This window comes from Oceanisphaera profunda, assembly GCF_002157895.1.
In the GTDB taxonomy this organism is placed as follows: domain Bacteria; phylum Pseudomonadota; class Gammaproteobacteria; order Enterobacterales; family Aeromonadaceae; genus Oceanimonas; species Oceanimonas profunda.
Window position 1 is genome coordinate 1,747,643 of the sequence record NZ_CP021377.1, and the last position, 12,467, is coordinate 1,760,109.

Annotated in this window: 5 protein-coding genes, 2 tRNA genes and 4 rRNA genes; 9 read left to right on the forward strand and 2 right to left on the reverse strand. The window is 48.1% G+C overall.

Features of this window, described 5'->3' with window-relative positions; all coding sequences use genetic code 11:
• Position 1 precedes the first annotated feature (1 nt).
• A complete protein-coding gene (locus tag CBP31_RS07590) occupies positions 2-898 on the reverse strand; it encodes a LuxQ periplasmic sensor domain-containing protein (protein ID WP_161492512.1) in 897 nt (298 codons plus the stop codon).
• A gap of 22 nt (positions 899-920) precedes the next feature.
• The gene (locus CBP31_RS07595; RefSeq protein ID WP_087036003.1) at positions 921-2,024 is read right to left on the reverse strand and encodes a substrate-binding domain-containing protein; all 1,104 of its coding nucleotides are present in this window, start codon (positions 2,022-2,024) and stop codon (positions 921-923) included.
• A gap of 233 nt (positions 2,025-2,257) precedes the next feature.
• Here CBP31_RS07595 and CBP31_RS07600 point away from each other — a divergent pair, with 233 nt between their 5' ends.
• From CBP31_RS07600 to CBP31_RS07640, 9 genes are all read left to right on the forward strand, one after another.
• A complete protein-coding gene (locus CBP31_RS07600; RefSeq protein ID WP_087036004.1) occupies positions 2,258-3,574 on the forward strand; it encodes a hemolysin family protein in 1,317 nt (438 codons plus the stop codon).
• 360 nt (positions 3,575-3,934) lie between these two features.
• Positions 3,935-5,477 (forward strand): 16S ribosomal RNA (locus CBP31_RS07605).
• A gap of 299 nt (positions 5,478-5,776) precedes the next feature.
• Positions 5,777-5,852, forward strand: a tRNA-Glu gene (locus CBP31_RS07610).
• A gap of 385 nt (positions 5,853-6,237) precedes the next feature.
• Positions 6,238-9,130 (forward strand): 23S ribosomal RNA (locus CBP31_RS07615).
• A gap of 111 nt (positions 9,131-9,241) precedes the next feature.
• Positions 9,242-9,356, forward strand: a 5S ribosomal RNA gene (gene rrf / locus CBP31_RS07620).
• A 10-nt stretch (positions 9,357-9,366) separates the two neighbouring features.
• A tRNA-Thr gene (locus tag CBP31_RS07625) sits at positions 9,367-9,442 on the forward strand.
• Positions 9,443-9,460: 18 nt separating this feature from the next.
• A 5S ribosomal RNA gene (gene rrf / locus CBP31_RS07630) occupies positions 9,461-9,575 on the forward strand.
• Together the 16S, 23S and 5S rRNA genes with 2 tRNA genes alongside form the textbook arrangement of a ribosomal RNA operon.
• Positions 9,576-9,982: 407 nt before the next feature.
• Positions 9,983-11,401, forward strand: a complete 1,419-nt coding sequence (gene ccoG / locus CBP31_RS07635; RefSeq protein ID WP_087036006.1) for a cytochrome c oxidase accessory protein CcoG — start codon at positions 9,983-9,985, stop codon at positions 11,399-11,401.
• Between the two features lie 66 nt (positions 11,402-11,467).
• Positions 11,468-12,436: a serine/threonine protein kinase gene (locus CBP31_RS07640; protein ID WP_087036008.1), complete on the forward strand. Its 969-nt coding sequence runs from the start codon at positions 11,468-11,470 to the stop codon at positions 12,434-12,436.
• The last annotated feature ends 31 nt before the right edge of the window (positions 12,437-12,467 follow it).

A 12,467-nucleotide genomic window follows, 5' to 3' on the forward strand; every position in this document is an offset into this window, starting at 1 on the left:
CTTATTTATTTAACTGAACATATTTTATGGTTAAGAAAAAGTAGGTCGTTATAAATAGCAGTATGAGCACTAACGCCAGCAGTAGATGATAAAAATAGGCATGTGCTAACTGCTCCGACATCGATTTATCTGCTATCAATAATAATTGTAATTTGCTCGCCTCGCCATTGATCAGTAATGGTTGGCGACTAAAGTAATGATCTGCAATTTCACCCTGACTCAAGTTACTGGCTATCGCCTGCTCAAAAATAGTCTGTTCAATCTTACCGGCAGCAAAGGCAGGGCCCACGGGTTGGTCATCGATCAGTAACTGTAAACTCTTATTAGTCGAGCCTTGGCCGAGTAAACTGATTAAGGTTAGATTGTCGTTTAGAATCAAGCCACCAAATAAGCTACCCGCGATCAGACCTGAGTCAGCAGACAAAATAGGATAACGCTGTATTATAGAAAATAAGGCGATGGGCTCAGGAATGATCTCTACGCTAGACCACTTGTTAAAATAAGGCGTATCAACGATAAGTGAATTTAAATTATTACCCAGTAAATACAGTGGCGAATTTAAATTGGTCCAATATTGATCTTGGCGTGTTAATAGCAATAAATCTAAATACTCACCATAACTATGACTCAAGGTGTTCTGCAGTATTTTCTTGGCAGCAGGCCTATCTCCCTTAAGCAAGATATTGGCTAACGCTGGGCTTTCTGCGGTACTGGTCAGTAGCGTATTCAAGCCAGTTAGATAACTGTCTAAACGACTCTGTGCTCTATCCTGTGCCTCTTGCATTTGATAATTGATACTGTCATTAACGATGCGGGTAGTGGATTGCCATGCCAATAATAATAAACTGCCAGCCAGTAAAAACAGTAGCGGCAAGAGAAAATGTAAGGCTAGTTTCAACAGAGTTTGCTGGCGTCGGCGATTAGTTTGAGTAACGGAAAGCATAATCTTTGAGACGCTCCAGTTCGGCTTTGGAAGTTTGTCGGTCGATAACGGCAAAATCTCCACTGTAAACTTGTGGGATCAAATTGTTCTTTCCAACTTGATCAAGACGTATGGCTTCCGCTATGGCCACTCCATTATCATCATTCATGCGCATCACGGTCAGATCTAGGCTGCCCGCCGCTAATGCTTCAAGTTCTGCACTGCCGCCGCCCCAACCATTAAGCATAACCTTACCAGCTTTATTTAGCTGTTTTAACGCGGCGGCCGCGCCTAAGGCAATATCTGTGGTACAGGCATAGATAAGATTAATATTCGGTTTAGTTTTTAAAGTTTGCAGTACCGCTTGCTTGGCTTTTTCAGAGCTTACGTCTGTGTAAAATGCTTGGCTAAGATTCATGTAAGGTTCATTGGCGTTTAAATGAATGAATTCATCGCCCCTGGCTTCACTAATGTAACCGCGCGTACCGTAGAGCATCAAATAGTTAGCTTGGCTGCTGGTCAGCTCTTTGATCTTATTATTCAATAAGCGGGTGCCGTCTCTGTGATCAAAGCCGACGTAAAAGAAGGGCTGCCGGTTGCTTAAGTGCTTTAACGGCGTTGTGATGTTCATTAAAATGACTTTGGGTCGGTCGCGAGTCATTAATTTATCGATCAGCACCCCTTGACGCTGGGAGTTCAAGGTTAAAATTAGATAGTCAGGATCACTGAGTAAGGCATTGGCCAATTGTTGCTCTTGCTCTCGGTGGGCAGTGGCAGGTAAAGAAGCATAGCTATGTAAGCTAAAAGGCACGCCTATCTCAGCTAGCCTTTTGCTCAAGCTTTGTTGGTTACGCACCCAGTAATCTGAGACCTGTTGATCGGGGGTGAGCATTACAATATTGATCGATTTAGCTAAAGGCGCCTGCAACGGCGCCGCGGGCTGCCGCACTCGGTCTGCAAATTGATGAGACAACGGCTGCTGTGCCGGAAAAAGCGTTAAATATTCCTGCAGTGACCAATATTCCGAACTGTTTGCCCACACTTGCTTGGGCAGCAGTAACAATAGCCACAGGCCTACGAGCCCTAGTTTTTTGGTTAACATACTTAATGACCCATTGACTAAGTGATGGAGCGCAAACAGCTAATCTGTGCTCAAGAATGAAATAATCTAAGTCTAGCTCGTACAGTGTGGCCGCAAGTTTTTAGACTTTTTACGCCTTTTTTGCCAACTGATTAAAACAACGATTTAGCTGCTGTGAAATAGCATACATAATGATACCTTGAGCCGCTGGTATAACTGGCCTTTTTACTTACTTATTATCGGTGTAGCATTTTATGACGTTGTTTGAGAACCTCTTGATCTTAATCTTGCTGGTCGCGATTAGCTCATTTTTTTCCATATCTGAAATTGCGCTGGCGGCATCTCGCAAGATAAAACTCAGGATGATGGCCAGTGACGGCGATATTAACGCCGCTAAGGTACTGCTACTGCAAGAGCAACCGGGTAATTTCTTTACTGTGGTGCAAATCGGCTTAAATGCCGTTGCTATCTTAGGCGGTATCTTAGGCGAAGCTGCCTTTACGCCCTTTTTGACCGACTTGCTGAAAACATTCTTTGTAGGCGCTTGGATTGAGAAAACCGCCTTCTTTATGTCCTTCTTTGTCGTGACGTCGCTTTTTATCTTATTTGCCGATCTTATGCCTAAGCGGTTAGCCATGATAGCGCCGGAGCGCATCGCCGTTTCTGTAGTGCGTCCTATGGCATTTTGCTTGGTACTGCTCAGGCCTTTGGTGTGGTTTTTTAATGGTTTAGCAAATCTGTTCTTTCGCTTGTTTAAAGTGCCCACTATGCGCAAGGACGAAATCACGCCAGAAGACATTATCGCCATGATGGAAGCAGGCGCACAGGCGGGGGTGTTGCAAGAGCAAGAGCATCATCTGATTGAAAACGTATTCGATATGGAATCACGCACCGTCACCTCGGCCATGACCGGCCGTGAGAGTCTGATTTATTTCACCCTAATAGAAAGCCAAGACAGCATTAAAGGCAAGATTGCCGAACATCCTCATGCCAAGTTCTTAGTGTGTGAAGATAGCCTAGATAAAGTCATTGGCTATGTGGACTCCCGCGACATACTGATGCAGGTGTTACATGAGCAACCTTTAACACTTAAGAAAGAAGGCATAGTACGCACGCCGTTAATCATTCCCGATACCTTATCTATGTATGAGGTGTTAGCGCACTTTAAGACGGCGGGTGAGGATTTCGCCATTATCATGAACGAGTACGCGCTAGTGGTCGGCATCATTACTCTTAAAGATGTCATGAGCATCGTCATGGGCGAGCTAGTGCAGTCTCAGGAAGACCATATAGTGGCGCGTGATGCCAACTCTTGGTTAGTAGAAGGCTCAACGCCATTAGAAGATGTAATGCGAGTGCTAGATATAGATGAGTTCCCCAATGATGAGAACTACGAAACCATCGCCGGCTTTATGATGTATATGTTGCGCAAGATCCCCAAGCGCACCGACTTTGTGCTCCATGCGGGTTATAAGTTTGAAGTGGTAGATATAGACAACTATAAGATAGACCAGCTGTTGGTGACCCGTATTGGTGCCCCTGAGCTGCTAATAGAAGAGAAAGTGGTCTAAAAATAAGCGTTGTGGCGTAATTTTGTGCGAACGACACAAAAATGTCATTTATCGTTAAAAAGCTCTTGCGCTTAAAACTGCCTTCCCTATAATGCGCACCACTGACACGGGGCAACACGCTCACGGTCACAAGGGTTTGTAAGAACGGAAATTAAGTTTGAACAAACACTTGACGAACACTGAGGGAAGCGTAGAATACGCATCCCGACCTGAGATACGGTCAACGCTCTTTAACAATTTATCAAGCAAACTGTGTGGGCACTTAGCAGCACGTTGAGAACAAAATAATATTGTTTTTCAATGTCTTGCAAAGTGTACCTAGTAATAGATATATCAGTAATTCATTGAGCATCAAGTCTTTAATTGAAGAGTTTGATCATGGCTCAGATTGAACGCTGGCGGCAGGCCTAACACATGCAAGTCGAGCGGTAACAGAGAGTAGCTTGCTACTTTGCTGACGAGCGGCGGACGGGTGAGTAATGCTTGGGGATCTGCCCAGTCGTGGGGGATAACCATTGGAAACGATGGCTAATACCGCATACGCCCTACGGGGGAAAGGAGGGGACCTTCGGGCCTTTCGCGATTGGATGAACCCAAGTGAGATTAGCTTGTTGGTGAGGTAATGGCTCACCAAGGCGACGATCTCTAACTGGTCTGAGAGGATGACCAGTCACACTGGGACTGAGACACGGCCCAGACTCCTACGGGAGGCAGCAGTGGGGAATATTGCACAATGGGGGAAACCCTGATGCAGCCATGCCGCGTGTGTGAAGAAGGCCTTCGGGTTGTAAAGCACTTTCAGTGGTGAGGAAAGGTAAGCGGTTAATAACCGGTTACTGTGACGTTAACCACAGAAGAAGCACCGGCTAACTTCGTGCCAGCAGCCGCGGTAATACGAGGGGTGCAAGCGTTAATCGGAATAACTGGGCGTAAAGCGCACGCAGGCGGTTTGTTAAGCCAGATGTGAAAGCCCCGAGCTCAACTCGGGAACTGCATTTGGAACTGGCAAACTAGAGTCTTGTAGAGGGGGGTAGAATTTCCAGTGTAGCGGTGAAATGCGTAGAGATTGGAAGGAATACCAGTGGCGAAGGCGGCCCCCTGGACAAAGACTGACGCTCATGTGCGAAAGCGTGGGGAGCAAACAGGATTAGATACCCTGGTAGTCCACGCTGTAAACGATGTCAACTTGAAGTCTGTGTCCTTGTGACGTGGGTTTCGGAGCTAACGCATTAAGTTGACCGCCTGGGGAGTACGGCCGCAAGGTTAAAACTCAAATGAATTGACGGGGGCCCGCACAAGCGGTGGAGCATGTGGTTTAATTCGATGCAACGCGAAGAACCTTACCTACCCTTGACATACAGCGAACTTTCCAGAGATGGATTGGTGCCTTCGGGAACGCTGATACAGGTGCTGCATGGCTGTCGTCAGCTCGTGTCGTGAGATGTTGGGTTAAGTCCCGCAACGAGCGCAACCCTTATCCTTTGTTGCCAGCGCGTAATGGCGGGAACTCAAGGGAGACTGCCGGTGATAAACCGGAGGAAGGTGGGGACGACGTCAAGTCATCATGGCCCTTACGGGTAGGGCTACACACGTGCTACAATGGCGCGTACAGAGGGAAGCCAACCAGCGATGGTGAGCGGATCCCAGAAAGCGCGTCGTAGTCCGGATTGGAGTCTGCAACTCGACTCCATGAAGTAGGAATCGCTAGTAATCGTGGATCAGAATGCCACGGTGAATACGTTCCCGGGCCTTGTACACACCGCCCGTCACACCATGGGAGTGGGTTGCAAAAGAAGTAGGTAGCTTAACCTTCGGGAGGGCGCTTACCACTTTGTGATTCACGACTGGGGTGAAGTCGTAACAAGGTAACCCTAGGGGAACCTGGGGTTGGATCACCTCCTTACCTTAACTTAACGGCTGTTGAGTGTTCACACAGTTTGCTTGATATATGAGTAGAGCGCTTTTGATGAAGGCGTGGCGGCGGATTTGCCTATAGTCCGCCATGTAAACAGGCCTTCATCAGTAAATGTGCGATTTGGGAAAGGTTTCATACTTATACCTATCAGAGAGAACATCTTCTGTGGATTAAGTGTGCCGAGCCGGTGCTCAGGGACATCATTGTTCTTGTCGATCGGGTTCGCGGAGCTCACCGCTCACCTTTACTAAAAATCGTTGAAGCTTGCTTCAACAAACAGATTTTTAGTCCCCATCGTCTAGAGGCCTAGGACACCGCCCTTTCACGGCGGTAACAGGGGTTCGAATCCCCTTGGGGACGCCATTAAAGCCGCTCAAACACTAAGCATTACGCTGTAAAAGATTAACTTCTTTTAAAGTCTAACGCTTAGGGTTTAACTACTCTGTTCTTTAACAATCTGGAAAGCTGATAGAAATAATTTGTAGTTCTTGATACGCAAGTGTCTTAGAAATTCTTGGCGAAATAAGTTGTAAGCATCAGTCACTGATGCAAACGACCCCGCTTAGAGAATTGTTTTTATACTGTCTTTATATAGCAATATATTTAGACGAGCGTCATCGACGTGAGTTCGAGGCGCGGTCTTGAATGAGTGCTTGAGCATAGTTTTCTATGTGATAGCACGAGTGAAAGCCGCAACGAAGAAATCACTAAGATGAAGCCGTATAAAACACACTTCTTGGGGTTGTATGGTTAAGTGACTAAGCGTACACGGTGGATGCCTTGGCAGTCAGAGGCGATGAAGGACGTGCTAACCTGCGTTAAGTACGGATGAGCTGGTAAGAAGCGCTTGAGTCCGTAATGTCCGAATGGGGAAACCCACTCTACTTAGTAGAGTATCGTTACATGAATACATAGTGTAACGAGGCGAACCGAGGGAACTGAAACATCTAAGTACCTCGAGGAAAAGAAATCAACCGAGATTCCCCTAGTAGCGGCGAGCGAACGGGGACCAGCCCTTAAGCTGTTTATGATGTAGTGGAATGGTCCTGGAAAGACCAGCCGTAGTGGGTGATAGCCCCGTACACCAAACGTCATTTACAGTGAAATCGAGTAGGACGGGACACGTGATATCCTGTTTGAATATGGGGGGACCATCCTCCAAGGCTAAATACTCCTGACTGACCGATAGTGAACCAGTACCGTGAGGGAAAGGCGAAAAGAACCCCTGTGAGGGGAGTGAAATAGAACCTGAAACCGTGTACGTACAAGCAGTGGAAGCCCACTTGTTGGGTGACTGCGTACCTTTTGTATAATGGGTCAGCGACTTAATTTTAGTAGCAAGGTTAACCGTATAGGGGAGCCGTAGGGAAACCGAGTCTTAACTGGGCGAATAGTTGCTAGGATTAGACCCGAAACCCGGTGATCTAGCCATGAGCAGGTTGAAGGTTGAGTAACATCAACTGGAGGACCGAACCCACTAATGTTGCAAAATTAGGGGATGACTTGTGGTTGGGGGTGAAAGGCCAATCAAACCGGGAGATAGCTGGTTCTCCCCGAAATCTATTTAGGTAGAGCCTCGGACGAATACTTGCGGGGGTAGAGCACTGTTTAGGCTAGGGGGTCATCCCGACTTACCAACCCTATGCAAACTCCGAATACCGCAAAGTACTATCCGGGAGACACACGGTGGGTGCTAACGTCCATCGTGAAGAGGGAAACAACCCAGACCGCCGGCTAAGGTCCCAAAGTCATAGTTAAGTGGGAAACGAAGTGGGAAGGCTCAGACAGCCAGGATGTTGGCTTAGAAGCAGCCATCATTTAAAGAAAGCGTAATAGCTCACTGGTCGAGTCGGCCTGCGCGGAAGATGTAACGGGGCTAAACTATGCACCGAAGCCGCGGATGCACTCTTTATTGAGTGCGTGGTAGGGGAGCGTTCTGTAAGTCTGCGAAGGTGTGTTGTGAAGCATGCTGGAGATATCAGAAGTGCGAATGCTGACATGAGTAACGATAATGGGGGTGAAAAACCTCCACGCCAAAAGACCAAGGGTTCCTGTCCAACGTTAATCGGGGCAGGGTGAGTCGACCCCTAAGGCGAGGCCGAAAGGCGTAGTCGATGGGAAACGGGTTAATATTCCCGTACTGACGTGTACTGCGATGGGGGGACGGAGAAGGCTAAGTGGGCCAGGCGTTGGTTGTCCTGGTGAAAGGGTGTAGGCAGTGTGTTTAGGTAAATCCGGACGCACAATGCTGAGGCCTGAGACGAAATCGCTACGGCGGTGAAGTCACTGATGCCCCGCTTCCAGGAAAAGCCTCTAAGCTTCAGGTACACGTGAATCGTACCCCAAACCGACACAGGTGGTCGGGTAGAGAATACTAAGGCGCTTGAGAGAACTCGGGTGAAGGAACTAGGCAAAATAGTACCGTAACTTCGGGAGAAGGTACGCTGAGGCATGTGAAATCCCTTGCGGATGGAGCGTGACTCAGCCGCAGTGACCAGGTGGCTGGAACTGTTTATCAAAAACACAGCACTGTGCAAACTCGCAAGAGGACGTATACGGTGTGACACCTGCCCGGTGCTGGAAGGTTAAATGATGGGGTTAGCCTTCGGGTGAAGCTCTTGATTGAAGCCCCAGTAAACGGCGGCCGTAACTATAACGGTCCTAAGGTAGCGAAATTCCTTGTCGGGTAAGTTCCGACCTGCACGAATGGTGTAATCATGGCCACGCTGTCTCCACCCGAGACTCAGTGAAATTGAATTTGCGGTGAAGATGCCGTATACCCGCGGCTAGACGGAAAGACCCCGTGAACCTTTACTATAGCTTGGCACTGAACATTGGCCCTACATGTGTAGGATAGGTGGGAGGCTGTGAAACGATGACGCCAGTTGTCGTGGAGCCATCCTTGAAATACCACCCTTGTATGTCTGATGTTCTAACGTAGGCCCCTTATCGGGGTTGCGGACAGTGCCTGGTGGGTAGTTTGACTGGGGCGGTCTCCTCCTAAAGAGTAACGGAGGAGCACGAAGGTTGGCTAAGTACGGTCGGACATCGTACGGTTAGTGCAATGGCATAAGCCAGCTTAACTGCGAGACGGACAGGTCGAGCAGATACGAAAGTAGGTCATAGTGATCCGGTGGTTCTGTATGGAAGGGCCATCGCTCAACGGATAAAAGGTACTCCGGGGATAACAGGCTGATACCGCCCAAGAGTTCATATCGACGGCGGTGTTTGGCACCTCGATGTCGGCTCATCACATCCTGGGGCTGAAGTCGGTCCCAAGGGTATGGCTGTTCGCCATTTAAAGTGGTACGCGAGCTGGGTTCAGAACGTCGTGAGACAGTTCGGTCCCTATCTGCCGTGGGCGTTGGATGATTGAGAGGAGCTGCTCCTAGTACGAGAGGACCGGAGTGGACGAACCCCTGGTGTTCGGGTTGTATCGCCAGATGCATTGCCCGGTAGCTACGTTCGGAATCGATAACCGCTGAAAGCATCTAAGCGGGAAGCGAGCCTCAAGATGAGTCATCCCTAGGGCTTTACGCCCTCTAAAGGGCCGTTGGAGACTACAACGTTGATAGGTTGGGTGTGTAAGTGCAGCGATGCATTGAGCTAACCAATACTAATTACCCGTGCGGCTTAACCATACAACACCCAAGAAGTGTGAGACCTTGCGGTCAAGAACAAACAAATTATTCAAGTTAGCGTGCTTAAACAGTACGACAACTACAAACCAGCTTTCCAGATTACAATTTATGCCTGGCGGCCATAGCGCTGTGGAACCACCTGATCCCATGCCGAACTCAGTAGTGAAACGCAGCCGCGCCGATGATAGTGTGGCAGCTGCCATGTGAAAGTAGGTCACTGCCAGGCAACTCATTTAGCTGATATAGCTCAGTTGGTAGAGCGCACCCTTGGTAAGGGTGAGGTCCCCAGTTCGAATCCGGGTATCAGCACCAGTTATAAAAACAGTTTTGTTTGATTGCCATAGCGTTGTGGAACCACCTGATCCCATGCCGAACTCAGAAGTGAAACGCATCCGCGCCGATGATAGTGTGGCAGCTGCCATGTGAAAGTAGGTCACAATCAAACACTTATTACTAAGCCCAGCTCTAAGAGCTGGGCTTTTTGCTTTCTGGATGGTGGACGTTCAGACTTTTGCCTCACGCCTCACGCCTCACGCCTCACGCCTCACGCCTCACGCCTCACAGTCCTAACCCTTCTCAAATTTTCTTTTAACATTCGCACTGGGCGGTATTTGATGATCGCTGTCATGGTGTTTGATTGTGACAATACATATCATGGTACGATGGACGACAAGGACGAGTCTTGAGGGTAGAAAGAGTGATCAAGATCACCTTTTTATTGGGTGCTTTACTGCAGAATAGGTAATAACTGGTATTTTATCTGCATGTTAACTTTTGTTAGTATTAACAATGGTTTAATTTTGTTAGGCAGATAACTTATTCGTAAGCAGTCAGAATAACAATGTGAGCGAAATGAACAATAAACAGAATCAAATAGACGTTAAAGACGTCACTCCGGCTGTGCGTTCGCACCGGCCCACAGACGACGGTCATATCTATGTTCGAGCGCAAAAAGGACAATGGCAGAGACTACGCAAATATCTAGGCTGGGTGTTGATGTTACTCTTCGTCGCAGCCCCTTGGATGACTTGGAATGGCCGTCAGGCGCTGTTATTTGATGTAGAACAACAACGCTTTCAGATCTTTGCCGCCACCATCTGGCCACAAGATCTTACCTTGCTCGCTTTGCTGCTAATGGTCTCTGCCGTCGCTTTGTTTTTTGTGACCACCTTTTTAGGCCGAGTATGGTGCGGTTATGTATGTCCGCAAACCGTGTGGACCTTTATTTTCATTTGGTTTGAAGAAAAACTCGAAGGCACTGCTAATAAACGCCGAGCTTTAGATAAAGCACCTTGGAGTTTTAATAAAATCTGGCGTAAAACAGCTAAACATGTGGCTTGGCTGGCGGTATCACTGCTCACCGGTTTTACGTTTATTGCCTTTTTTGTTCCTGCCAAAGAATTGGCGTTAGAGCTAGTCACCTTTTCTACTAGTTTTTGGGTTGGGTTTTGGGTGCTGTTCTTTGCTTTTTGTACCTACGGCAATGCGGGCTGGATGCGTACCATTATGTGTACGCATATCTGCCCTTATTCGCGCTTTCAGTCCGCTATGTTCGATAAAGACACCTTTACGGTCAGTTATGATGTTGAACGCGGTGAAGCAAGAGGGCCGCGCCCGCGCAAGGCCGACCCCAAAGAATTGGGCTTGGGTGATTGCATCGATTGTAACTTGTGCGTGCAGGTTTGCCCGGCCGGCATTGATATTCGCGATGGTCTGCAATACGAGTGTATTAACTGCGGTGCCTGTGTGGATGCTTGCGATCAAACCATGGATCGCATGGGCTATGAGCGTGGTCTTATTAGCTATACCACTGAGCATAAATTACAGCATGGTGTGACCCATGTGGCGCGACCTAAACTAATTGGTTATGGCATCGTTATCACAGTGATGACGGCGGTATTTATTTATATGGCCTCCAGCATAATGCCGATGGGTATAGAGATAATTCGTGACCGTAACCAGCTGTATCGCGAAACCAGTGAAGGCTTAATCGAAAACACCTACACCATGAAGATCATGAACAAGACCTTAGATGCGCAAGTCTATCGCTTGGACGTGGAAGGCTTGGAGGACGTGACTTGGATTGGTCCTAAAGAAGTAACAGTGCGTGGCGGTGAAATATTGAGCTTACCGATTAGCTTAGCGACCGACCCTTACCTGTTATCTTCACCGGTGAGTGATGTCACTTTTGTACTGACCCATACCGGTTTAGAAGTAGGTGACCGCAAGGCGACCTTACGGAACAAGAGTAAGTTCTTTAGTGCGTTTTAACTGATAAACTCAGTCACTGAATAGTGAAGACCGTCGCTCAAGCTGCGGTCTTTTTTTTGGAGCCTTATGAATTATTATGCACTCACGCCCGACGCGATAGTCGATGCCATGATGAGTATTGGTCTTCATGTAGACTCTGGTCTGATGGCCTTAAATAGCTACGAAAACCGCGTCTATCGTTTTAAAAGCGATCAAGATGGTGCCTTGGTGGCTAAGTTCTATCGACCGGGTCGCTGGAGCCGAGCACAGATCCAAGAAGAACATAACTTTCTGTTCGCCTTGGCCAAGGCAAAGGTGCGGGTGGCCTTGCCTTTAGTCCGTGACCAGCAGAGCGTGTTTGTTTTTAACGATATGTTGTTTGCGGTGTGGCCGGCGGTGGCGGGACGCCAGTTTGAAGCCGATAACTTAGATCAACTAGAAGCACTGGGCGAGCAATTGGGCCGGCTACATCAAGTAGGTGCAACCTTTCCATTGGTGCACCGACCAACATTAAGCACCGACGATTATTTGTTGCGTGCTCGTAAGGTGTTGGTGACGGAAGCCCAGATCCCGGCGAAGTTAAAAGAAGAATTTTTTAAGCGCTTAGATGCATTGATTGCTCGCACTTGTGTTTTATACCAACCTAAGCAGCAACTCAGCTTGCACTGTGACTGCCATGCCAGCAATATTTTGTGGCATGATGGGCCTTGGCTATTGGACTTCGATGACTGCCGCACCGGACCTGCAGTGCAAGATCTGTGGATGATGCTCAGTGGTAGCCGCCAAGAGCAACTGATGCAGCTGGATACGCTACTGGCGGGCTATGAAAGCGTGCGAGAGTTTGACAGTAGTGAATTGGCGTTGATTGAGCCGTTGCGGGCGATGCGCATGGTTAACTATATGGCCTGGTTGGCTGCGCGTTGGTCTGATCCGGCTTTTCCTGCTAATTTCCCGTGGTTTAATACCCCAGACTATTGGCAGCAGCAGCTTCGCGTGCTCGACGAACAATTACAACTGCTCGCCGCACCACCATTATCCTTGACCTCGTGGAACTAGTTACTTAACTTGAAGCAGCTTTTATTAAATG

Bases quoted from the DNA above. Each gene is read 5' to 3' on its own strand.
- CBP31_RS07595 (WP_087036003.1), bottom strand. From the start codon at position 2,024: ATGTTAACCAAAAAACTAGGGCTCGTAGGCCTGTGGCTATTGTTACTG.
- CBP31_RS07600 (WP_087036004.1), top strand. From the start codon at position 2,258: ATGACGTTGTTTGAGAACCTCTTGATCTTAATCTTGCTGGTCGCGATT.
- ccoG (WP_087036006.1), top strand. From the start codon at position 9,983: ATGAACAATAAACAGAATCAAATAGACGTTAAAGACGTCACTCCGGCT.
- CBP31_RS07640 (WP_087036008.1), top strand. From the start codon at position 11,468: ATGAATTATTATGCACTCACGCCCGACGCGATAGTCGATGCCATGATG.